The sequence below is a fragment of the Thermobifida halotolerans genome, assembly GCF_003574835.2.
GTDB lineage: Bacteria > Actinomycetota > Actinomycetes > Streptosporangiales > Streptosporangiaceae > Thermobifida > Thermobifida halotolerans.
Window position 1 is genome coordinate 4,348,399 of record NZ_CP063196.1, and the last position, 21,909, is coordinate 4,370,307.

Genomic DNA, 21,909 nt, shown 5'->3' on the forward strand with positions numbered 1-21,909 from the left:
TTCTTTTCCCGTCCGCCTGGTTCTCTCGGACAGTCCGCGTCACGGTTCGCGCACCTTCCGGGGCATCGCCCGCCACAGGTGCACCGCGCCCACCGCCGCGCTCACGCATCCCAGGAGGCCGCCCCAGGCGACCATCGATCCCCACACCGCGGCGGTCTCGTGCAGCAGGAAGCGCAGCCACTCCGGCGCCCACACCCCGGGGAAGGGCACCGGGGGCAGGGCGAGCAGCACGGCCGCGGCCGTGCCCACCGCGCTCACCCAGCGCAGCGCCTCCGCGCGCAGCACCACCACGCCGAGCGCGACCGCCAGCAGCACCACGAAGAGGTCGGCGGCCCGTTCGGCCGCCACCGCGCCGAATTCCCGTCCCACCCGCGAGGCTGTCGCGTACACGTAGGGCTCGCCGATCGTGCGGGTGAGCATGCCGACGGCCAGCGCCAGCACCTGCCACACCGTGTAGCAGACGAGGGCGAGCAGCGCACGGGGCCGCAGGGTGGCCCACACCTGGCGCGGCGGGGCGAACAGCGCGGGAACGCGCCGGGGTTTCGCCGTCGGCCGCGCCCTCGGCGGCGCACTGGCGCGGGGAGCGGTCGACGGATAGAGGGCCAACGCGATCAGCGCGGCGGGCCGACCTCCGTCGCCGGTGTCGCGGCGCGCGTCCGCGCGGAGCCGCCACCACTCCCGGTCGCGTTCTCCGTCCGGTCGGGACCACTGCGGCTCCTCTCCCAGAAGCGACAGCACCGCGAGTTCGCGGGCGCGGCGGCGGTGCTCCTCGTCCACCGCTCTTTCCGCGCGCGTCAACCGGTTCACCGCGGCCTCGGTGAGCGCCGGTACTCCGGAGGCCAACTGCTTCAACCGGGCGTGCCCGCAGCGGCCCAGCGCCGCCACGACCCCGTGGTCGAACACCTCGGTCAGCACGGCGCGGTCGGCGCCGCGCGGCCCCCGCCGGGCGAGTTCGGCCAGCCCGTCGGCGTCCACCGCCACCCCCCGGTACCGGGGGGTGGCGCCGGGGCGGAACACCGCGGCGAACACGGTGATCGTCCGTTGCGCCGCCGTGCCGCCCGATCCGGCGGTCTCCAGTTCGTCCGCCACGGTCTCGGCGCCCTTCCGCCCGGCCAGCCAGGCCCGCAGGCGAGCCGCGCCGCCGTCGCGCAGCCACCTCTCGGCTTCGGCGGGGCGGCTCGCCATGGCGGTGGCGAGCCGCCCCGGATCGGTGAAGGACTGGTGGGCGAACACCAGTGCGTCCGCGTCGCCCCGCCGTCGCCGTGCGGGTTTCGGGACGACGCCGCGCCGAGCCGCCCCGACCGGTCCGCGCCTCTGCTTCCTGACGCCGCCGTCCTCGGTGATGCGCCAGTTCTCGTCGAGGAGGCGGCTGGTGAGGTCCCGGGTGCTGCCGCCCGGCTCCACCGTGGTCGTCTCGTCCAGGGACTCGGCGAAGAACGTGAACAGTTCCATGGCGCTGGGACGCTGCTCCGGCCGTGGGGAGAGCGCCCGTCCGACGACGTCGCGGACCGCTTCGGGAAGCTGGCTCAGGTCCGCCCCGCCCTGCCGGGCGCGCTCCGCGGACGCCCTGATCCTCTCCTGGCGGGTGCCGAGGACCGCGCCGAAGGGGTTGGTCCTGGTGGCGGCGAAGGCCATGACCGCTCCCCACGCGAACACGTCCGCGGGCGGGCCCAGGGCGCCGTGGACGCGTTCGGGGCTGATGTAGCCGGGGGTGCCGAACAGGTGGGAGCTCTCGTGCAGCGGGTCGATGTTGAGCGCCCGGGCCAGGCCGAAGTCCAGGACCCGGGGACCGTCCTCGCTGAGGATGATGTTGCCGGGCGTCAGGTCGAGGTGGACCACCCCGGCCCGGTGGATGGCGGCCAGGGCCTCGGCGGTGCCCAGGCCGAAGGAGAACAACTGCTCGCCGCTCAGTGTCCCGTACGTTCTGACGTGCTGGGACAGGGTCTGGCCGGACACGTACTCCATGGCCATCCACGGCCGGCGGCCGTACAGGCCGGTTTCGAAGATCGTGGGGGTGCAGGTCGCGTTCACCAGTTGGATGATCGCGGCCTCCTGGGCGAACCGCAGGCGGGCCGCGCGGTCGGGGTCGGCGCCGCGCGGCTGTCCCTCCTTCTGCCTGATGACCTTGATCGCGACCAGGTCCTGCGGGGTGCCGGGTTTGTGTCCCGCGTAGACCACGCCCATTCCACCGGCGCCGATCCGCCCGGTCAGCCGGTAGGAGCCGACCTTCTTCGGGTCTCCCGGTTCCAGGTCCCCCACCCGCGCCGCGCGCACCACCCTGGGCCCCGCCCCTTCTCACTAGACGACTGTGGGCTCCTCGCCCTCCGGGCAGCCCGCGACGACCTGGGCGGGGCGGAGGACGACGCCGCCGTAGCGGTAGCCGCGCCGCACCAGCGCGACGATCTCCGGCTGCCGGTCGGCGGAGACCTCGCCGCGCACCTCGACGACCTCGTGCAGGTGCGGGTCCACCGGCCCGGCCGCCGGGATCGTGGTGACCCGGTGCTGGCGCAGCGCGCTGAGGAGTTCGGCGCGCACCGACTCGACGAACTCGACCTGCTCCCGGGCGGTGCCGGGCGGCGGGGCCACGGCGTAGCCCAGGTAGCGGTCGAATCGGTCGACGACCATGGCGATCCGGTGGATCAGGGGGGCCAGGTACTCCAGTGCCTGGCCCTGTTCGGTGGCGCGCATCCGGTCGTGGAGGTGTTCGATGAGTCGGCGCTTGTCCCGGTCGTCGAGGATCTTGCGGTCGAAGCGGTCGTTGAGCGCCCGCAACTGCTCGGCGATCTCGGCGAGGCCCGGAACCGGCGTCTCGGCGGCCGCGGCGGTCCGCCCGTCCGGGGGCTGGGGGTCGCGGTTCATCGCACCTGCTTTCGCGCCAGTTCCGCGGACATGAGTTCGACGTCCGCCCGGGGGAGGTTGAGTTCCCGTTCGATCTCCACCATGCCGAGGGACCTGTCGGCGACCAGGTCGAAGACCTCGACCTGGACGATGCCGTCGACGTCGTAGGAGATGGTCACCCTGATCGGGGACCCCTTGGGGTGGGGCGGGATGCGGATGGGCATGCCCTCCTTGTCCCTGGTGATGATCTCGACGTAGTCGGGGTCGGTGTCGTCGCCGAGGGTGACCCGGGCCATGATCACGGTCTGGTCGTCGTCGACGGTCTCGAACAGCTCGGAGCGCTGGCCGGGGATCTTGCTCTGCGCGGGCAGGATGACGTTGTTGACGAACCGTCCGGTCTCGCGGTCCAGGGAGATCACGCCGAGGCCGTGCGCGGTGACGTCGCTGACCTCTCGGTCGCCCACCGTCGACGTGCGGCCCGTGGCCCGCGCGTCGACGAGTTCGCCCTGGACCGCGGCGCCCAGCGCCACCGCCTCGTCGGGGTGCAGCGACTCGCTGGGCTCGATCCCGGTGAGTCCGGTGAGCATCCGCCGGACCATCGGCATCCGGGTGGAGCCGCCCACCAGCAGCACGTGGTCGAGGTCGGCCATGGAGATCCCGGCCTTCTCCCTCGCGACCTCCATCACCTCCTCGACGATGTCGGCGGTGCGCTGGAGCAGGTCCTCGGTGAGTTCCTCGAAGACCGCCCGGGTGACGGTGAACGCCCTGGCTCCCACGGAGGTGTCGATGAAGATCTCGGTGTCCTCGAGGTTGCTGAGGGTGTGCTTGGCCACCTCGCACTGCTCGCGCAGGAGGCCCAGGACGCGCAGGTCCTCGCTTTCGTGCAGGTCCTCCGCACCGACCGCCTCCACCTGGTCGTTCACCCAGTTCATGAGGCGCTCGTCGAAGTTGACGCCGCCGAGTTCCCGGTCTCCGGAGGTGGCGATGACGTCGAACGAGCCGTCGGCGATGCGCAGCACGGTGACGTCGAAGGTGCCGCCGCCCAGGTCGTAGACGAGGACGGTGCCCGCGTCGGCGTCCCTCAGCCCGTAGGCGAGGGCCGCGGCGGTGGGTTCGCTGATGATGTTGACCACGTCCAGGCCGGCGATCTCGCCCGCGTCCCGGGTGGCCTGGCGGCGCGGGTCGTCGAAGTAGGCGGGGACGGTGATGACGGCCCGGGTCGCCTCGACGCCGAGGGCCCGGGAGGCGTCCTCGCGTAGTTTCCTCAGGATGAACGCCGAGATCTGTTCGGGGGTGTGGTCCTCCTCGGTGGAGGTGACGTGCCGCCACGCGGGGTTGCCCATGTGGCGTTTGACGTTCTCCACCACGTCGAGGGGGCCGGACAGCACGCGCTGCTGTTTGGCGGCGGCGCCCACCAGGACCGAGGAGCCGCGGAAGTACACGACGGAGGGAGTGGTGTTCTGCCCCTGGGCGTTGCGCACCACCTCGGGGCGGCCGGTCCCGTCGAGGACCGCGACGACGGAGTTGGTGGTGCCCAGGTCGATGCCGAGGACGGGAGCGTCTTTCTCACTCATCGGTTGTCTCTCCGGGAGTCGTGGGAGTGTCGTGCGGTGCGGTCACTGACTCAGGGACCGCAGGTGCCTGCGGTCCCTGAGGTTCTGCTTCCAGCGCGGGACGACCATGTAGGCCCACCAGGCCCAGCCGAGCAGCGCCGCGACGACGAGCAGGAGGACACCGGTTTCGGGGTCGCCCGCCCCGAAGGCCGCGAAGGCGCCCACGGCGGCGTGGAGCGGGCTCAGGAAGACCGTCACGACCAGGAGGAGAAGGAGGCAGCCGACCCGGTCGGCGGAGAGCGGAAGCCTGCGGAGCGCGCGGATGTCGAGGACCTTCCTCTCCTGCCTGGCGAGGTACTCGCGTACGCCGCTGATCGCGCTCCGCACCTCGGGGTCGCGGGCCCCGAGCCGCGCCGCACGCTCCACCAGCGGGCGCATCGCGTCGATCTCCTGCTTCGAGGTGATCACGTAGCTGTCCGCGTCCCGGTCCTGGGGGACGGCTTCGGCCTGGGTGACCAGGGCCGCGGCCAGCATGTCCCGCACCTCCCGGTCGTCGGGGTGCTCGCGGTGCAGTCGGTCCAGCAGTTCGACAGCCGCGTGGAACTGCTCGGTGTCCAGGTGGACGCTGGCGGCCAGCAGGCGCGGACCGATCTCCTCGGGGGCGAGTTGGGACGCTTTCTCGAAGGCCGCGATCGCGCTGGACGGCTCGTCCAGCACCTGGTGGATGATGCCCAGGTCGATGTGGTACATCGGGTTGTCCGGTTCCAGACCGACCGACTCCTGGGCCGCGACGGCCGCGCGGCGGCCGTCGCCCTCCCCGGCGTAGGCGCGGGCGCGCAGGTTCCAGGCGCGCGCGGAGTTGGTGGCGCGGCTGGCCTCCTCCGCGAAGAGCATGGCCCGGTTGTAGTCGTTGGTCCGCAGGGCCTCCTCGGCACGCTCCAGCGGATCGTAGGCGTCCGCGGCGCCCGCCGGGGCGGCTGTGGTCGGCTGCCTGGGCCGGGAGGCCCGCTTCCGGTCGTGGGCGGCCCGCCGGGCCGGGTCGCCCAGGGTCTTTCGGGCGTCGGCCAACTGCGCCATCATGCGCTCGGCCTCCTGGCGGCGGTTCAGATCCGAGAGCGTGGTGCGGGCGCGCCACTTGCGCTGCTGTTGCTTGATCTCCTTCTCGACCGTCGCCCAGTCGGCTTCCGGGTCGACGCCGAGCAGTTGGTAGTAGTCGACGAAGGAGTCGTCCGGGGGATAGGACATGGGGCTCGTCTCCTTGGCGGTGGTGGGCGGGGACGGCTGGCAGCCCCGCACCGGACGTCTCTCGGACAGTCCCGCCGAGGCCCGGCGCGGCGGGGTCGGGAGCGGCCCGGGAGGACGCGCGCCCTCTCACTGAGGTGTGAGTGTTCGGTTCTGCGGTGGGCGCGGGGATTTTGCGGAGACCCCGGGAAGGGGTGAGGTATTCCGCATCGGCCGTCCGGGGCGGGCCCCACGGGCGGATCAGCCGGAAGAACACCGGCCCCCCGGGCCGGTACCCCAGGGGTGCGGGGCCGTTGTGGAAGGCGCGGGTGGGTGGGGCCGTGTCCGGACTCGGCGCCCGGGGCGCCTCGACCGGCCACCGGCAGCCGGTGGTGTCCCGCTTCTGAGGGGTTCTGTGGAATGCCTCGGCCTCGCCGGGGCGCGGCGGAACCGCATCCGCCGCGAACCCGACACTCAAACCCCGGTCGGAATCCCTCGGTCGAGCCGAGCGCACCACCGGGCGGCGGAAAAAGAAATCCCCATTTCTGGGGAGACAGGAAAAGGACATACTCCGCCCATTGATCCCCACATATCCGAAACGGCGCTCTCTCGGTTCGGAATTGTGGATCGTCCGGTTCTGCTCGACCGTCGTCCTTGACGGCGGTGCCACCGGGTCACGGATCGTCGACGGGGCGGAGTTGATGGTGCGGGCGGTCTCCTCAGCGGGGATCACGCCACACGGCTCGGCGCCGTGGGCGGGCTCGCGCGCTTGGGAGGGCAGAGAATCCGACGTGTCCGCCTCCGGCGCCGGCTCCGTTTTCCGCCGCGCATCCCTGCGAGCTTCCCGGAAATGGCAGCACGCAGCGGGCAGGGCGGAGAATCCCCATTTATGGGGAGTGGTCTTCCGGAACAGAGGAGGCCAGCGGCTCCGTGAAAGAACATCCCCTTTTCTGGGGATCACTCACCGCTGGCCTCTTCACGCGAGGAGCGTCGGGCGGTCGCGCCGATCAGGGCCTGCGGGAGAGGAACGGCCACGACCGGCCGTGGAACGGCCACCAGTTCGCGGTACGCCCCTCGGGGATCATCTCGTCCAGTTTCATGGTCAGTCGCAGGGCGAAGGCCCCCGCGATCATGCCGGTGGCCAGGTCGCTGAACCAGTGGAAGTGCAGGTAGATCGAGACCGCGGCCTGGAGGAACGCGATGCCCGCGATGCAGTAGGCCAACCGCGGCACGATGTGCGGCCGGACCGCGCGGTAGCGCACGATCAGGAACAGCACGAGGCCGTAGATGAGAATGGCGTTCGCTCCGTGACCGGACGGAAACGAAACACCGCCTTCGGTGAAGAAGGAGGGGTCACCGGTGCGCGGATGCGAGCGACCGAGGGTCAGTTTCATGCTCGCGACCAGGCAGATCATCCCGAACACGCCGCCGACGGCGAGTACCACGGGGCGCCAGGAGCGGTGCCAGTACGCCAGGTGCAGGGCGACGACCGCCAGGACCGGCAGGGCCACGGCTCGCGAAGCGACCGTGTCTGGCCATAAGATGAGGAACGTCCTGATCTCGTCCTCGAACGGGCGCGGCAGTGTGTTGATGACGATGTCGATCGGCTGCAGCGTGCCCGCGGACAGGACTGTCAGCGTGACCAGAACCACAGCCAACAGGATCGCGATCTTGTCCGACGCAAGTCCCCAGGCGATCTCGCTCGTACTGGGCCATTCCACGACGTCGGGCCGCCCGGGTTCTGCCTGGCGGATCATGTTCGCACCCACTCGGGGGTCGTGGTCGGCGCCGTCATGTCGCTTACGGACAGAGATGGGACTCCCGGCTGGATGATGCGGTCTCGGCCGGATCCGCGATATGTGCATCATGTGCTCAGTGCTGTCTCACAGGTGTGGGCTGGCCTGCGGCACGGCTGTGCTCAAGGGGATGGCTGGCCGCTGAAGGTCCTCGGGGTCGCAGGGATGCGCGCGCGTCCTTCAACCACGCGCGCATGGGCCGGTCGGGGGGACCGGCCGCTTCGGGTGGACACCGCCCTGGATCGGCCCGTCACCGACAGATGCGGGGGCACCGCTGTCGATGTCACACGGGCACGGCTGCCCCGAGCGGTCGCTGCCGCCGGACGCAGTCGGTGATCAGAACATGTCCGACAGATGAGCATACCCGGCGGCTCTGTCAAGAGACCCTGATACCCATTGATTACGATCGGTCCTACCTCGTGCTTTGCCCCGGGGCAAGATCCTGGGGGCATGCTGTTCACGGGGGCGAGACCCAGGTGTGAGCGTTTTGTGAACGAACGGCGTCCTGACGACGCATTCGGCGGACCGCGGGGACGCACGGGTAGTGACCGAAACCCGATATGGCACGCTTGAGCAGCCCGCCCGGCCGTCGCCCACACAGCAAAGCAGAGAAAGGCCGTCGATGGTCGAACTTTCCCAGAATCCGGAGGACGCCTCCCGACTGGCCCGCAATCCGCTACGCGAGCAGATCCGACGCGTCCTGGTCGACGGCCTGCTGTCCGGCCGCTGGAAACCGGGGGAGCGGATCGTGGAGCGGCGGGTGGCCGCCGAGCTCAACGTCAGTCAGGCCCCGGTCCGCGAGGCGCTGCGCGAACTGGAGGCCCTGCGGCTGATCGAGTCGGTTCCCAACAAGGGCGCTCGGGTCCGTGCCTTCGGCGTCGCGGACATGGCCGAGATCTACCCGGTGCGCGCCGGCCTGGAACTGGTGGCGGCCCGCCTGGCCGCCCCCCGCCTGGCCGAGGACATCCGGCCGCTGGAACGCGAGGTGGAGGCGCTCCGGCGCGCCACCGCCGCCGGGAACGTGGACGGGGAGATCAAGCACAGCGTCGAGTTCCACCGGGAGATCGTGCGCGCGGCCCGCAACAGTGTGCTGCTGCACACCTGGGAGTCCCTCGGCGTGGAGGTGTGGACGGCGCTGTCGGTGCGCTGGCTCGACATGGAACTGCACGCCAAGGCGGCCGACCACTGGGCGATCACCAAGGCGTTCCGCGACCGCGATCCCGACGTGGGCCGGATGCTCAGCGACCACGTCCTCAACTACGTCGAGGCGGCCCTGCGCTCGCGCGGTACCGTCGGCTGAACCGTCCCCGTCCCCGACGACCCCTCCCCCGCCCGCGAAAAATGCCGAAGCGCCCGTAAAGTCATATTGATCGATCATCGATCAGTACATAGAGTGTGCGCGACGAAGGTCACACCAGCCACACTGAAAAGACGGAGAACCAGCCACTTCCGCGCACCACCGTTGAGCCCGGTGGGTAGCGCACCGGTCATACCGCGCACACTGTCCGCGGTGGGACCGAGGCCCGTGGGAGGTCCATCCACCCGACACGGGCCTTCTCGCACACAGAAAGGCATCGACATGGCTGACACGGCCAAGCCGAAGGCGACCGGCAAGACCGGTACCCGCCGCCGCGCGGCCCGTAACAACGCCGGTCCCGACCTCAGCGGCGAGCAACCCAAGGTCCTCCTCGACTACTACCGGCAGATGCTGTTGATCCGCCGCTTCGAGGAGCGCACCGCACAGGCCTACACCCAGGCCCGCATCGGCGGCTACTGTCACCTGAACCTCGGTGAGGAAGCCACCGTCGTCGGCCTCATGACGGCGCTGCAGGAACGCGACTACCTGTTCACCAACTACCGCGAGCACGGCTACGCCATCGCCAAGGGCATCCACCCGCGCCGGGTGATGGCCGAGCTGTACGGCCGCTCCACCGGCGTTTCCAAGGGCTGGGGCGGCTCCATGCACATGTTCGACACCGAAGCCCGCCTGCTGGGCGGCTACGGCATCGTCGGCGGCCAGCTCCCGCTCGCCGTCGGCGCGGCCCTGGCGGTCACCTACCGGGGCGGCGACGAGATCGTCATGTGCCAGATGGGCGACGGCACCACCAACATCGGCGCCTTCCACGAGTCGCTGAACATCGCCGGACTGTGGAACCTGCCGGTGGTCTTCGTGGTGATCAACAACTACACCGGCATGGGCACCCTGGTCGAGAAGTCCTCGGCAGAGCCCGAACTGTACAGACGCGGCTCCTCCTACCGGGTCGAGGGCGTGCGCGTCGACGGCCGGGACGTCCTCGCCGTCCGCGACGCCGCCGCCACGCTGGTCGAGCGCGCCCGCAGCGAGCAGCGGCCGTTCCTGCTGGAGACCCTCAGCTACCGGATGAAGGGCCACTCCGTGGTGGACCCGGCCAAGTACCGCACCAGGGAGCAGGTCGAGGAGGCCCTCGCCAACGACCCGGTGGCCGCCTTCGAGGCCCGCCTGGACGCGGCGGGCATCCTCACGGAGGAGACCAAGCAGGAGATCGCCGACTCGGTCAAGGCCGAGGTCGCCGACGCCGCCGACTTCGCGGAGAACAGCCCGCACCCCGAGGTGTCGACGCTGTTCGACTACACCTACGCCACCCCGGTGGCCAACGAGTCGCGCCGGATGCCCGCCGACCCGGTGTTCGCCGAGTAGACAAGGAGCGACTCCACATGCCCGTCATCACCTACCGTCAGGCCCTGCGCGACACCCTGCGCGCCGAGATGCACCGCGACGAGAACGTCTTCCTCATGGGCGAGGAGATCGGTGTCTTCGAGGGCTCCTACAAGATCACCGAAGGGCTGCTCAAGGAGTTCGGGGAACGCCGGGTCCGCGACACCCCGATCGCGGAGGAGGGGTTCGTCGGCGCGGCGGTCGGCGCCGCCATGCTCGGTCTGCGCCCGGTCGTCGAGGTCATGACGATCAACTTCTCCCTGCTGGCGCTGGACCAGATCGTCAACCACGCCGCGAAGATCTACGGCATGTTCGGCGGCCAGAACAGCGTGCCGATGGTCATCCGCACCCCGGGCGGCGGCGGCCAGCAGCTCGGCGCCACCCACTCGCAGAACATCGAGCTGTACTACGCGTTCGTGCCGGGCCTGAAGGTCGTGGCGCCCAGCACCCCCGCCGACGCCGCGTCGATGCTGCGCGCCTCGATCCGCGACGACGACCCGGTGCTCTTCCTGGAGAACCTGGGCCTGTACAACACCAAGGGCGAGGTGCCCGACGACGACTCCGTCGCCGAGATCGGCCGCGCCGCGGTGACCCGCGAGGGTTCCGACATCACCCTCATCGGATACTCCCGTATGGCCATGGTCGCCAACCAGGTCGCCGACCGACTCGCCGAGGAGGACATCAGCGTCGAGGTCGTTGACCTGCGCTCCCTGCGTCCGCTAGACCGGGAGACGATCGTCGCCTCGGTCAGGAAGACCGGATGCGCGGTCATCGCCGAGGACGACTGGCTGACCTACGGAATCGGCGCCGAGATCGCCGCGTCCATCCAGGAGGGCGCGTTCGACTACCTGGACGCGCCGGTGCGCCGGGTGGCGATGGCCGAGGTGCCCATGCCGTACGCCAAACCGCTGGAGACCGCCGCGCTGCCGTCGGCGGAGTCGATCACCACCGTCATCCACGAAACCCTGAGCGCCGTCGGCCGGAGGGTCGGTTAAGGAACACAGATGTCTGATATCTACATGCCGCGCCTCTCCGACACCATGGAGGAAGGCGTCATCAGCTCCTGGGTGAAGCAGGTCGGCGACAAGGTCTCCGCGGGCGACGTGCTGGTCGAGATCGAGACCGACAAAGCCGTCATGGAGTACGAGGCCTACGAGGACGGCTACCTGGTCAAACAGTCCGTCAGCGAGGGCGATACCGTGCCGATCGGCGCGGTGATCGGCGTCATCGCCGACAGCCCCGACGCCGCTCCGTCCGACTCCGGCACCGGCGGCGCCGCCGAGCAGGCCGCCGAGGAGAAGGCCCCGGCGCCGACCGTCGAGGAGGCGCCCGTCGTTCCCGCGCAGGCCCAGCCGACCGAGCCGGTCGAGCCGGTCGAGCAGCCGGAGGGGCCGCGTCCGCTCTCCTCCCCGTTGGCCCGCCGCCTGGCCCGGGAGTACGGACTCGACATCACCCGGATCAAGGGATCGGGTCCCAAGGGCCGTGTGGTGCGTGCCGACGTGGAGGCAGCGGCCAGGCAGCAGCAGGAGCAGGCTCCCGCCGCTCCGGCGCCCGCGCCGACTCCGGCCCAGGCGCCCGCCGCGGGTCGGCCGCAGCCCGAGTTCGAGGACCTCCGCGACTCCGAGGAGGTCCCGGTCGGCAACATCCGCAAGGTGATCGCCCGCCGACTGACCCAGGCCAAGCAGGAGGCGCCCCACTTCTACCTGCGCCGCACGGTCGACGCCGAGGAGCTCCGGGCGTTTCGCGCCCAGATCAACGAGCAGCTCGCGCCGACCGGGGTGAAGGTCAGCGTCAACGACCTGATCGTCAAGGCCGTGGCGACGGTGCTGCGCGACCACCCGGCGGTGAACTCCTCCTGGGTGGACGACAGGCTCCTCAGGCACAACCGGATCAACGTCGGTATCGCGGTGGCGGTGGAGACCGGCCTGGTGGTTCCGGTGCTGCACGACACCGACAAGCTGCCGCTGTCGGAGATCGCCCGGCGCTCCCGCGCGCTGGCCGAGAAGGCCCGCGACGGCAAGCTGAGCCCCCAGGAGATGAGCGGGGGCACGTTCAGTGTCAGCAACCTGGGCATGTTCGGCGTCGACAGTTTCTCGGCGGTGATCAACCCGCCCGAGGCCGCCATCCTCGCCGTGGGTGCGATGCGGCAGGAGCCGGTGGTGCGTGACGGGGAGATCGTGGCCCGGCACACCATCGCGCTGGAACTGTCGGTCGACCACCGTGCCGTGGACGGCGCGGTCGGCGCCGCCTACCTCAGGGACCTCGCCGAGGTCCTGGAATCCCCGATGCGGATCATCCTGTAGCCGGTCCCGCTGTCAGGCGCCCGTCCCGCCGAGTACGCGCGGGGCGGGCGCCGCGTGCGGGTGCCCACTCCGCCGCCCGCACCCCCGGGGCGAAGCGTCCCCGGAACCCGCTGACTCCCCGGCATCCGTTGAAAAGTCCCCGCCCGCCGGCCCCCTCCCCCAAGAAGGACCGGCGGGCGGGTGCTTTCCGCACCAGGGTCACGAACCCCGCGAGGTCGCCGTTCGGGGCGTCGTGAACACCTGGTGAGGCTGGAAGACGCAGATGTTGGTCTCGCCCTGGACGTTGGAGTCGGTGACCTCGACGAAGTAGGCGTAGGTCGTGTCGGGCTCGAGTCCCTCGGCGACGGTGACGCCGTCCCGGTTGAGACCGGCGGTCAGGTCGCCGCCGCCGATGCGCTGCATGAAGATGTTGTCCCACCAGGTGAGGTTCTGGGTGTCGAACTCACGCGCCGAACCGCCCTCGGCGAGCCGGTAGATGTAGTAGGCGTCCTGCCCCGCCAACTCCCTGAGGGTGGCCCAGGAGCACCTCAGGCCGGTCAGGCCCGTGCCCTCGGGCAGTCGTCCGTGCCCCGAGGGCGTGAAGGAGTCCAGCATCCGCTGCCGGTTGTCCCTGTAGGCCCCCACCAGGGCCTCGGCGGGCTCCTGCCGCTGGGTGCGGGACCTGGTCAGCACCTCGCCGCTGGTGCAGGTGACCTCGATGGTGTACTCCCCCTCCGGCATGAACCCGGTGGAGAGGTTGACCATGTACCAGTAGTAGTCCAGCGTCCGGTCGTAGATGTAGCCGTCGGTGTTGGACGGAGTGAACAGCTGGTTGGTGAACTCCACCTCGTAGCCGCCGGGGCCGCGGGCCACGATCCGCTCGACCAGCTCGGGAGTGGGAACGCCCTTGGTGGGATAGAAGGACACCAGGAACTTGTGCTGTTCCCGGGGCAGGGGCGAGCCGTCGAAATCCCAGTAGACGTTGCAGGCCATGATGTCGAAGATCCGGACAGCCGTCTCGGACATGGTTCGCGCTCCCTCGTGGTGGTCGGTGGCACCGGCTCGCCGTCCCGCGTCCGTTCCCCTCCAGCCTGAACCGGACACTGTTGACTCCACATCGGTGATATGACCAGTCCTGCCGGGTTCCGGAGGCCCCGAGGAGCGGAGGTCCCGACCGGACGGCGGCCTCGGCCCGCTCCTGTGGCACGGCGCCGCGCCGTGTTGGCCACATCCGGCCACCCCGATGGGCACGAATGCTGTCCGTGTTCTAATGCGGCAGTGACCGCGCCGCTCCCCCACCCCGTTCCGGGGTACGGCCCTCCCGGCTCCCACCCCTGAGCGGCGTCCGGAGGACCGCGGGCCACGTCTGCCTGCCGTTTCCCTCACCGGTCTCCGCTCCGTGCTCCGGTGCGCCCGCCAAGCCCCTGACACGCCCCCACGGTCCCGTGAAGGGAGAACGCCTTGCCCAGCAACGAGGAGCTCCTGGCCGAGTTGGCCGCCCTGCGCACAACCGACCTGCCCACCCGGGGCGGCCGCACCCTCGCCCACGTCTACGACTCCGGCCTGCCCTGCCTGGACGGCCTGGCCACCGCGGCCTACTCGGCCTTCGCCCCGGTCAACGGACTGGACACGGCAGCCTTCCCCAGCGTGGTGCGTCTGGAGAACGAGGTGGTGTCCTTCGTGGCACGCCTGCTCGGCGGTGACGCGGCGACCCGGGGTTCCTTCACCGGCGGCGGCACCGAATCCATCCTGCTGGCGGTCAGGGCCGCACGGGAGCACTCCAGAGCCGTGCGGGGAGTGACCGAACCGGAACTGGTGGCCCCCGACACCGCACACGCCGCCTTCCGCAAGGCCGCGCACTACCTGGGCCTGCGGCTGGTCACCGTGCCCACGGACCCGTCCTCCTGCGTGCCCGACCCCGCCGACATGGCGGCGGCGATCACCGAGCGGACGGCCCTGGTCGCGGTGTCGGCGCCCTCCCACGCGCACGGAGTCCTCGACCCGGTCGCCGAGACCGCCAACGCGGCGGCCGAGCGCGGCGTGTGGTGCCACGTGGACGCGTGCGTGGGCGGCATGGTGCTGCCCTTCCTGCGCCGCCTCGGCCACGAACTACCGGACTTCGACCTGTCGGTGCCGGGCGTGCGGTCGCTCTCGGTGGACCTGCACAAGTACGGCTTCGCCCACGGGGGCGCCTCGGTGGTGCTCTACCGCGACGGCGAACTGCGCCGCCACCAGTACTTCTCCTCCACCGACTGGCCCGGCCACCCGGTGGTGCACCCGACGGCGCAGGGCACCCGGTCGGCGGGACCGCTCGCCGCGGCCTGGGCGGTCCTGCGGCGGCTCGACGAGGAGGGCTACACCGAACTCGCCGCCACCGCGATCGGCGCGACCGAGGAGATCGTCGCGGGAATCAACGGGATCGACGGACTCCGCGTGGTCGGCGCGCCCGCGGCGACACTGCTGTGCGTGGCGTCGGAGCACGCCGATCCGCTGCACGTCGCGGACGAGATGCGCGAGCGCGGCTGGTTCCTGCGGACCCAGTTGTCGTTCGGCGCGCACCGGCGCAACCTGCACCTGACCGTCACCCCCGCCACCGCGCCCCGGGTTCCCGAACTGCTGTCCGACCTGGCCGACTCGGTGCGCGCCGCCGCCGCGCTGCCCTCCCCCGACCCCGCGCCGGACCTGGCGGCCGCCGTGGCCGCCCTGGACGCCGACACGGTCTCGTCCGAGGACCTGGCCTCGGTGCTGGACGCGGCGGGCCTGGACCGGTCGGCCGGTGGCCTGCCGTCCCGGACGGCCCCGCTGCTCGCCCTCCTGGACGGCGCCCCCACCGCCCTGCGGGAACGCCTCCTCACCGAGCTCACGGGCTCCCTGCTCACCGGCTCGGGGCTGTGAGGCCACCACCCCCACCCAGTCCCCGACGGCTGGGGACCGCACACCGCCGCCCGCTCCCCCGCGTCCCCGCCGTCTCCGTCTCCCGGACCTGCCGGGATGCCGCTCGCCTCCGCTGATTCCAGTACTGTGGTACTCCACATTCCCCGGGTGCCGAATCCCGGAGCCAACCGGGCGACCACCCCAGGGGAACTGGGTTTTCATCCTCGCGGCATTCAGGATGCCGGTGTGCGCTCGGCCCCGCCCCGGACGGAATCCGCGACCTTCCCTTCGGAGCAGCACACGGAACCCACACCTCGTCTTCTGGATGCTCCAGCCCAGTCCCACGAAGGTCTCATGAGCTGGGTGGTCGGTCTGATGGGGACTCTGGGCGGGCCCGGGGCCGGCCTGATCATCGCCCTGGAGAACGTGTTCCCGCCCATTCCCAGCGAAGCGGTCCTCCCCCTCGCCGGCTTCGCCGCCAGCCGGGGCGAACTCGGCCTGGTCGAGGCGGTCGCGTGGACCACGGCCGGATCGGTCGTCGGCGCGCTCGTCCTGTACTGGCTCGGAGCGCTGCTCGGCCGCGACCGCGTCCGGCGGATCGCGGCGCGCATGCCGCTGGCCAAGGTCTCCGACATCGAACGCACCGAGGCCTGGTTCCTGCGACACGGGACCAAGGCGGTCTTCTTCGGCCGGATGGTCCCGCTCTTCCGCAGCTTCGTCTCGATCCCCGCGGGAATCGAACGCATGCCGGTGCCCCTGTTCGTGGCCCTCACCGCCACGGGCAGCCTGATCTGGAACACCGTGTTCGTCCTCTCCGGCTACCTGCTGGGGGAGAACCGGATCCTGGTCGAGAGGTATGCGGGTCTGGTCTCCAAGGGCGTGGTGGTCGCAGTGGGCGTGGCCGTCCTCTACTTCGCCGTGGTGCGCGTCCGCGAGCTCCGGCGCGCCAAGAACGGCGACGACCGCCTCCCGGAGGCGACCGGATGAAAACCCAGTGCCGGGGAGTCAGGCAGGAGACGCGGCACTCCAGGTGAGCGTCCGGGGTGGGCGGTCAGGGCGCCCCGGCGTCGCGTCCGCCTTCCGCGCTTTCCGGGACGACCCGTACCGGAAAGCGCGGGATGCGCGAAAGTCTCCGGGCGCGGCTCAGCCGACCCGGCCCGCGCGGATGCGGGCCAGCCACTGCTCGGCCTCGTGGAAGTCGTCGTTGGTGGTGCTGATGCGCGCCGCCGGCCGGAGGTGCCCGAGCCCCGCGTCGGCGCGCGGGTAGCTGCCGAGGAAGCGCACGTCCTTGCAGATACGCCGCAGCCCCATCAGCGCCTCGCCGACCCTGGCCTCGGCCACGTGGCCGTCGGCGTCCATGAAGAAGCAGTACGTGCCCAGCCCGTCGCCGGTGGGGCGGGACTCCAGACGGGTCAGGTTGACGTCGCGGACCGCGAACTGGGTGAGCAGCTCGACCAGAGCGCCCGGATGGTCGTGGGGCAGGAACGCCACCAGCGAGGTGCGGTCGGCTCCCGTCGGTTCCGGCAGCGTCCCCGGCCTGCTCAGGTAGATGAACCGGGTGGCGGCCTCGGCGCGGTCCCCCACCCCCTCGGCGAGCGGGACCAGCCCGTAGCGCTCCCCCGCGATACGGGCGCAGATCGCGGCGTCGTACGGCGAGCTGGGCTCCTCGGCGACGGACTGGGCCGCCGCGGCCGTGGAGGAGACGATGTGGGCCTCCGCGTCGGGCAGGTTCGCCGCCAGCCACCCCCTGCACTGGGCCAGCGCGTGCGAGTGGGTGGCCACCCGCTTGACGTCGGGCAGCGCGGTTCCCCGCCGGGCGAACAGCGTGAACTCCACCGCGACCGCGATCTCCGCGGTGATCAGCAGCGGGTCGCCGTTGACGAGTTCCGCGGTGGTGGCGCTCACTCCGCCCTCGACGGAGTTCTCCAGCGGGACGACCCCGCCCGTGGCCTCTCCGCGTCGCACCGCCGCGAACACCATGTCCACGCCGTTGCACGGCACGAACTGCGCGGCCGGGGCGTCCGGTTTGAGCGCCCGCAGCGCGGCCTCGGTGAACGTGCCCTCGGGCCCGAGATAGGCATAGCGGTTCGACATGTACAGCAGGCTACTCGGCTGGGCGAACCGGTTCGTGCGCTCCTCGCGGCCCCGGCGGGTTCCCCGGCCGCCACGGCCTCGGCGTAGGTTCCTGTCTCGAAACGCCCGGTGGCAACCACGGAGCGACACTGACCGCTGCGGGGCGCTCCCCCGGCGAGGCGGTCAGTGTTTTTCCCGTTGCTTTCCCGCGACGCGGTGGACCGCTCCGCGTTCCGGAAGGACTCCGCGGCCTCTCCGGATTCCGGCACCGCGCACCTCGCGTACCGCGAGCGTGCGGGCGACGTCGACGAACTGGCGGGCACGGTGCAACTGGGCGCGGACGTCGGTGCCGGTGGCACGGTGGTCCATCGCGACATCGACCTCCAGCACCGTGAACCCGCGGCACAACAGGTCGATGGTCAGGCCGGTCTCCACACCGAACCCGGGGGCGAGCGGCCGTGCCGCCTCGAACGCCCGTCTGGTCAGGCAGCGCTGCCCGTTGAGCGGCTGCTCGGCCTCCCAACCGGTGGCGCGCCGGATGCCGTCGCGGGCCAGTCGGACCACGAAACCGTGCCCGCCAAGGCGGGCCCGCGTCTGCGGGAAGCGCGCGATCGTCATGTCCGCGGCTCCCGCGCGCACCGGTTCGATCAGCGGCGTGGCGGCGCCGGCGGTCACTCCGAGGTCGGCGTCCAGGAACAGCAGGTGCCGGGAAACGACATCGGCGCCTGACCGCCGTTCGTACTCCTCGAAGCCCCGGACCCCTTCGGCTCCGGTCTCCATGGCAGCCCCTTTCCCGCGGTTTCGGGCATGCCGGAACACGCGGGCACCGGCCTGACGGGCGGCGGCGGCCGTGTCGTCAACCGACCCGTCGTCGACCACGACAACAAGGTCCACTCCGGGAAGGCCGTGTGCGGCCCGAACGGTGTCGCCGATGCGTTCCTGTTCGTCCCTGGCCGGAATGACGGCCGCGACGCGGTCCGATCCGTCCGTCGGAGATGCCATGTCCGCCTTCCCGTCGGCTATTTGGCGGCGCCTGTGGCGGCCGCCGCCGGAGCGTCGACCGTCGCGTGGATGGTGAAGACCTCGTCCAGTCCGGTGATCTGCAAGATCCTGCGGACCGGAGACTGGAGGGCGGCCAGTTCGAGTTCGCCGCCGTTCCTGCGCGCCTGCTTCAGCGCCGACAGCAGCACACTCAGACCGGTGGAATCGCAGAACTCCACCCCGGACATGTCGACGACGGTTCTGGTCCTGGGGACCACCGCGTCAGCGAGTCCGCTGCGCAGCAGCGGCGCCGTGTAAAGGTCGAGTTCACCACAGATGGAAACCAGTGTGTGACCAATCCGAGACTGCTTTGAGATCTTCAACTCCACAGTCGTGACTGTAGCGGTCCGGCCCGACCGTGGCCACCTCGCGGAGGGTGTTTCGCCGCGCCGCCCCCGCACCCACGTTCTCCGCTCTGACCGGCTGAAACGCGGAGTGGGTCGGTTGCTCAGGCCGAGGAGGCGCGCGGGAACGCCGGAGCGGTCTCCGGGGTCACCGCCATGACCGGGATGTCGATGACCGCCCAGACGGTCGTGGTGCTGTCGTCCACTTCCGTGCCCCACTTGCTGGCGAGCCGCTGCACGATCCCCAACCCCCGACCGCCCAGCGCCGAGACCGACGGGCTCGCCAGTCTCGGCAGGGTCTCACCGCCGCCGTCGCTCACCGCGATCTCCACCCAGTTTCCCTCCGACGGCTCCGGCGCTTCGGAGGCACGCACCAGGGACCACGCCACCCGGACCTGTTCCGGTGGGTGGGGCGGAGGCAGCGGAGCCGCGTGACGCAACGCGTTGACCAGCAGCTCGGTGAGGACGATCGCGGCGTCGTCCACCAGTGACCGGACCACTCCCATGCTCCGCAGATCCGCGCAGAGATACCGGCGTGCAACGGCGACACTCGATGGCGCATGTGGCAGCAGTACGGCCCGCGACACGTCCCCACTCCTCAGTTCCCCGATGCCCGCCGGCACTCCGACGCGTCGACACGACGGCGCGGAGGCGACGACCTGTTCGTCCTACTGGTTCTGTCGGTTGTCGATCGACCACCGTGCGATGCCGTCCCGGATCTCACCAGGGGCGAAATGCCCGGTTCAGCAGCCCGGGAAACTCCTCCCGGAGACTTCGGTGGAAGCGGCCCCCTCACCCGGGGCTTCCGCTGTTCTCGCTCTGGGCGGAGACCTCCACTTTCTCACCAGAATCACCCGAATGGTCCGAAGCGCACTGTAACGTGAATCTCATCCGGGTTCCCCGGGGTTTGTTGGGATGGGCACTGATACGGCCGTTCTGCGCCTCCGCCAACTGCTGCACGATGTACAAGCCCAGCCCGAACCCCCCGAACCTGCGTCGATCCCCCGTCTCCCCCTGGACGAAACGCTCGAAGATCCGTCCGGAGTCGGTCGAGTCGATCCCCACCCCCTCGTCGACGACGGTGATGACCACGTGGCCGTCCTCCTCCGCCGCGGCCACCGTCACCGCTCCCCCGTCCGGGGAGTACTTCAACGCGTTCTCCAGCAACTGACTGATGATCACGTCGGTGGCCTCGGGATCGGCGAACACCTCCGGCAACCGCTCCGGTATCCGCAGTTCCAGCTCGTGGTCGGTGACCAGGGGACGGAACGCCGCGAACACCCCGCGCAGCGACTCCCGAACGTCGCAGGCCCGGATCTTCACCGGCAACTGGCCGCTTCCGGCCTGGACTCCCAGCAGCAGGTTGTCGACCAGGCGCGCCATCCGCTCGGAGCGATCGGCGATCAACTCCATGTAGCAGCGCCGGTCCTGGTCGGAGATCTGCTCCCAGTGCTCGATCAGCGTGCTGGAGAGTCCGCGCACGACCGTGAGCGGCGTGCGCAGCTCATGGCCCGCCGTGGCCAGGAAGAGGTCCTTCTGCTCCTCCAGCTCCTTGGCCGGGGTGATGTCACGGAAGTCGACCACCCGTTCCCGGGTGCCCGAGATGTCGGTGACCAGGATCTCCAGCCAGCGGCCGTTACCCATCTGGTACCTGACGAGTTCTCCCGGTTCCGTCGGGAGCGGGAACGGGGGCGGGTTGCCGACGACCTCCGCCCGCCCGTAGCCGGTCAGCTCAGCGGCGGCACGGTTCCACTTGCGCACCCGCCCCCAGCGGTCCAGCACCGAGATGCCGTCGGCGCTGGCCTCCACGATCGCGTGCTCGTGGGCGCGCTGACGCACCGTCTCCTTGTAGGCCATGGCGTTGCCGAGCGCGATCCCCGCGTGCGCCGCCAACAGCTCCAGCATCTCGATCTCGACGTGGCTGATCCGTCGCCTGCGGTACAGCGCGTACAACGCGCCGTAGGGGCGTCCCCGCACGTCACAGACGCACAGCGCAACCGTGTGCAGCCCCTCCAGGTCGGCCCACACCAACTCCTGCAGCGGCCGGACCTCGTCCGTTGTCAGCAGCACCTTCTTGCCGCTGGCCAGAAGCTCACCGAACAGGCTCTGCCGCAGAGGGGTCTCGAAGCCGAGCAACTTCCGCGACAGCCGGGTGACACTGGCCAGCTTGAGGGAGTCCCCCTCGATCAGCGCGAAACCGCCCGCGTCCGCGCCGGTGAGTTCGGTGAGGCCGCACACGACCCGGTCGAGGACCTCCTCGATGTCCTGGTCGGCACTGATGTCGGTCATCATGTCGGTGAGCCGCCGCACCAGATGCGCGCGCTCGGCCAGGTGCAGCAGTTCGAGCTCGTTCTCCGTGGGGGTCATGGTGTGCGGATGGAAGACGCACACCCACCCGCCCATGGCCCCGTGCACGTCGGTGAGCCGGTTGAAGCTGGCCCGCACGTCGAGCAGATCGCCGTCGCGGTGAATCCGCCTGGTGGTGATCGAGATCGGCTGACCGACCCGCACCCGCTCGAGAACCGCGTGGTACTCGGCCTTCCGGTCATCGGGCACCATCGGGACCGGGTGGCCGATGACCTCGGTGAGCGTCCAGCCGAACAGGTCCTCTGCTCCCTTGTTCCACTGGACGACCCGCTGGTCGATGTCCAGGACGACGACGGCGTCAGCCACTGCGGCCACCACGGCCTCAGCGGTGAAGGTTGCCGAGTCGAATCTCACCTACGCCATAGTGCCACTCGGGAAGCCCTCCGTGGCGGGGGATTGGCGGAGGTCGGTCCAAATTCCGTCACCCGGACGCCCCCGGGGAGGTCGCCGAGCCCGTCCGCCCTCCTCACCGTCCCGGCCTCAGACGACCACCGGAGACCGACCGTCCTCACTGACCATGGGACGTCCGGCCAGCGCCCAGGCGCTCATGCCCCCGGCGACGTTCGCCGTCCGCCATCCGGCCTCGTTGAGGACCTGGACCGCCTGCGCGGAACGACCGCCGACCCGGCAGACGACATACACCTGGGCGTCCCTCGGAATCTCTCCGGCGCGGCGCGCCAACTCCCCCAGGGGAATGTGCACGGCACCGGGAGCGTGTCCCGCACGCCATTCGTCGTCCTCGCGGACGTCGAGCAGGTAACCGTCTTCGGGCACCGCGTTGACCTCGACCACCGGAATACTGGCAGCGGACACCGGGACACCTTT

Annotated in this window: 18 protein-coding genes; 6 read left to right on the forward strand and 12 right to left on the reverse strand. The window is 70.7% G+C overall.

What is annotated here, in order from left to right; genetic code table 11:
• Window positions 1-39 precede the first annotated feature (39 nt).
• The 5 genes from NI17_RS19480 to NI17_RS19500 form a co-directional block, all read right to left on the reverse strand.
• Window positions 40-2,277, reverse strand: coding sequence for a serine/threonine-protein kinase (locus NI17_RS19480; protein WP_119268143.1), 2,238 nt, complete (start codon window positions 2,275-2,277; stop codon window positions 40-42).
• A gap of 21 nt (window positions 2,278-2,298) precedes the next feature.
• The gene (locus NI17_RS19485) at window positions 2,299-2,859 is read right to left on the reverse strand and encodes a nucleotide exchange factor GrpE (protein WP_068691430.1); all 561 of its coding nucleotides are present in this window, start codon (window positions 2,857-2,859) and stop codon (window positions 2,299-2,301) included.
• The gene (locus NI17_RS19490) at window positions 2,856-4,412 is read right to left on the reverse strand and encodes an Hsp70 family protein (RefSeq protein WP_068691428.1); all 1,557 of its coding nucleotides are present in this window, start codon (window positions 4,410-4,412) and stop codon (window positions 2,856-2,858) included. Before NI17_RS19490 ends, NI17_RS19485 begins: the two co-directional genes overlap by 4 nt.
• A gap of 42 nt (window positions 4,413-4,454) precedes the next feature.
• The gene (locus tag NI17_RS19495) at window positions 4,455-5,636 is read right to left on the reverse strand and encodes a J domain-containing protein (RefSeq protein WP_068691426.1); all 1,182 of its coding nucleotides are present in this window, start codon (window positions 5,634-5,636) and stop codon (window positions 4,455-4,457) included.
• A gap of 983 nt (window positions 5,637-6,619) precedes the next feature.
• On the reverse strand, window positions 6,620-7,369 hold the full coding sequence (locus NI17_RS19500; RefSeq protein WP_068691424.1) for a phosphatase PAP2 family protein: 750 nt from the start codon (window positions 7,367-7,369) through the stop codon (window positions 6,620-6,622).
• A gap of 661 nt (window positions 7,370-8,030) precedes the next feature.
• Here NI17_RS19500 and NI17_RS19505 point away from each other — a divergent pair.
• The 4 genes from NI17_RS19505 to NI17_RS19520 all read left to right on the forward strand — a co-directional run bounded on the left by NI17_RS19505 (window position 8,031) and on the right by NI17_RS19520 (window position 12,406).
• The gene (locus NI17_RS19505; RefSeq protein WP_068691422.1) at window positions 8,031-8,708 is read left to right on the forward strand and encodes a GntR family transcriptional regulator; all 678 of its coding nucleotides are present in this window, start codon (window positions 8,031-8,033) and stop codon (window positions 8,706-8,708) included.
• A 279-nt stretch (window positions 8,709-8,987) separates the two neighbouring features.
• Window positions 8,988-10,085 (forward strand): pyruvate dehydrogenase (acetyl-transferring) E1 component subunit alpha, encoded by a 1,098-nt coding sequence (gene pdhA / locus NI17_RS19510; protein WP_068691421.1) that lies wholly within the window; start codon window positions 8,988-8,990, stop codon window positions 10,083-10,085.
• Window positions 10,086-10,102: 17 nt separating this feature from the next.
• Complete coding sequence (locus NI17_RS19515) at window positions 10,103-11,098, forward strand: alpha-ketoacid dehydrogenase subunit beta (RefSeq protein ID WP_068691419.1); 996 nt, start codon at window positions 10,103-10,105, stop codon at window positions 11,096-11,098.
• A gap of 9 nt (window positions 11,099-11,107) precedes the next feature.
• Window positions 11,108-12,406 carry a dihydrolipoamide acetyltransferase family protein gene (locus tag NI17_RS19520; RefSeq protein ID WP_068691417.1) on the forward strand — a complete coding sequence of 433 codons (1,299 nt, stop codon included), beginning with the start codon at window positions 11,108-11,110 and terminating at the stop codon, window positions 12,404-12,406.
• 198 nt (window positions 12,407-12,604) lie between these two features.
• Here NI17_RS19520 and NI17_RS19525 read toward each other — a convergent pair whose 3' ends face one another.
• Window positions 12,605-13,411, reverse strand: a complete 807-nt coding sequence (locus tag NI17_RS19525; protein WP_068691414.1) for a hypothetical protein — start codon at window positions 13,409-13,411, stop codon at window positions 12,605-12,607.
• Between the two features lie 435 nt (window positions 13,412-13,846).
• On the opposite strand from NI17_RS19525, the gene NI17_RS19530 reads away from it, so the two are divergent.
• Together NI17_RS19530 and NI17_RS19535 are read left to right on the forward strand one after the other, a co-directional pair.
• The gene (locus NI17_RS19530) at window positions 13,847-15,280 is read left to right on the forward strand and encodes a pyridoxal phosphate-dependent decarboxylase family protein (RefSeq protein ID WP_068691412.1); all 1,434 of its coding nucleotides are present in this window, start codon (window positions 13,847-13,849) and stop codon (window positions 15,278-15,280) included.
• Window positions 15,281-15,613: 333 nt separating this feature from the next.
• Entirely contained in the window at window positions 15,614-16,246 is a 633-nt protein-coding gene (locus NI17_RS19535; protein WP_068691410.1) for a DedA family protein, read from the forward strand.
• Window positions 16,247-16,402: 156 nt separating this feature from the next.
• Here NI17_RS19535 and pheA read toward each other — a convergent pair whose 3' ends face one another.
• The 6 genes from pheA to NI17_RS19565 form a co-directional block, all read right to left on the reverse strand.
• Complete coding sequence (gene pheA, locus NI17_RS19540; protein WP_068691408.1) at window positions 16,403-17,353, reverse strand: prephenate dehydratase; 951 nt, start codon at window positions 17,351-17,353, stop codon at window positions 16,403-16,405.
• 162 nt (window positions 17,354-17,515) lie between these two features.
• The gene (locus NI17_RS19545; protein WP_068691406.1) at window positions 17,516-18,334 is read right to left on the reverse strand and encodes a glycosyltransferase; all 819 of its coding nucleotides are present in this window, start codon (window positions 18,332-18,334) and stop codon (window positions 17,516-17,518) included.
• A 17-nt stretch (window positions 18,335-18,351) separates the two neighbouring features.
• Window positions 18,352-18,936 carry an STAS domain-containing protein gene (locus tag NI17_RS24560; RefSeq protein WP_341721503.1) on the reverse strand — a complete coding sequence of 195 codons (585 nt, stop codon included), beginning with the start codon at window positions 18,934-18,936 and terminating at the stop codon, window positions 18,352-18,354.
• A complete protein-coding gene (locus NI17_RS19555; protein WP_341721504.1) occupies window positions 18,822-19,340 on the reverse strand; it encodes an ATP-binding protein in 519 nt (172 codons plus the stop codon). The genes NI17_RS24560 and NI17_RS19555 overlap by 115 nt, the downstream gene beginning before the upstream one ends.
• 169 nt (window positions 19,341-19,509) lie before the next feature.
• Entirely contained in the window at window positions 19,510-21,390 is a 1,881-nt protein-coding gene (locus NI17_RS19560; RefSeq protein WP_243597549.1) for a PAS domain S-box protein, read from the reverse strand.
• A gap of 174 nt (window positions 21,391-21,564) precedes the next feature.
• Window positions 21,565-21,897 carry a rhodanese-like domain-containing protein gene (locus tag NI17_RS19565; RefSeq protein WP_068691401.1) on the reverse strand — a complete coding sequence of 111 codons (333 nt, stop codon included), beginning with the start codon at window positions 21,895-21,897 and terminating at the stop codon, window positions 21,565-21,567.
• Between the last annotated feature and the right edge of the window lie 12 nt (window positions 21,898-21,909).

Coding starts and splice junctions, on each gene's coding strand:
- NI17_RS19485 (WP_068691430.1), bottom strand. CDS start 2,859: ATGAACCGCGACCCCCAGCCCCCGGACGGGCGGACCGCCGCGGCCGCC.
- NI17_RS19490 (WP_068691428.1), bottom strand. CDS start 4,412: ATGAGTGAGAAAGACGCTCCCGTCCTCGGCATCGACCTGGGCACCACC.
- NI17_RS19495 (WP_068691426.1), bottom strand. CDS start 5,636: ATGTCCTATCCCCCGGACGACTCCTTCGTCGACTACTACCAACTGCTC.
- NI17_RS19500 (WP_068691424.1), bottom strand. CDS start 7,369: ATGATCCGCCAGGCAGAACCCGGGCGGCCCGACGTCGTGGAATGGCCC.
- NI17_RS19505 (WP_068691422.1), top strand. CDS start 8,031: ATGGTCGAACTTTCCCAGAATCCGGAGGACGCCTCCCGACTGGCCCGC.
- pdhA (WP_068691421.1), top strand. CDS start 8,988: ATGGCTGACACGGCCAAGCCGAAGGCGACCGGCAAGACCGGTACCCGC.
- NI17_RS19515 (WP_068691419.1), top strand. CDS start 10,103: ATGCCCGTCATCACCTACCGTCAGGCCCTGCGCGACACCCTGCGCGCC.
- NI17_RS19520 (WP_068691417.1), top strand. CDS start 11,108: ATGTCTGATATCTACATGCCGCGCCTCTCCGACACCATGGAGGAAGGC.
- NI17_RS19525 (WP_068691414.1), bottom strand. CDS start 13,411: ATGTCCGAGACGGCTGTCCGGATCTTCGACATCATGGCCTGCAACGTC.
- NI17_RS19535 (WP_068691410.1), top strand. CDS start 15,614: ATGAGCTGGGTGGTCGGTCTGATGGGGACTCTGGGCGGGCCCGGGGCC.
- pheA (WP_068691408.1), bottom strand. CDS start 17,353: ATGTCGAACCGCTATGCCTATCTCGGGCCCGAGGGCACGTTCACCGAG.
- NI17_RS19545 (WP_068691406.1), bottom strand. CDS start 18,334: ATGGCATCTCCGACGGACGGATCGGACCGCGTCGCGGCCGTCATTCCG.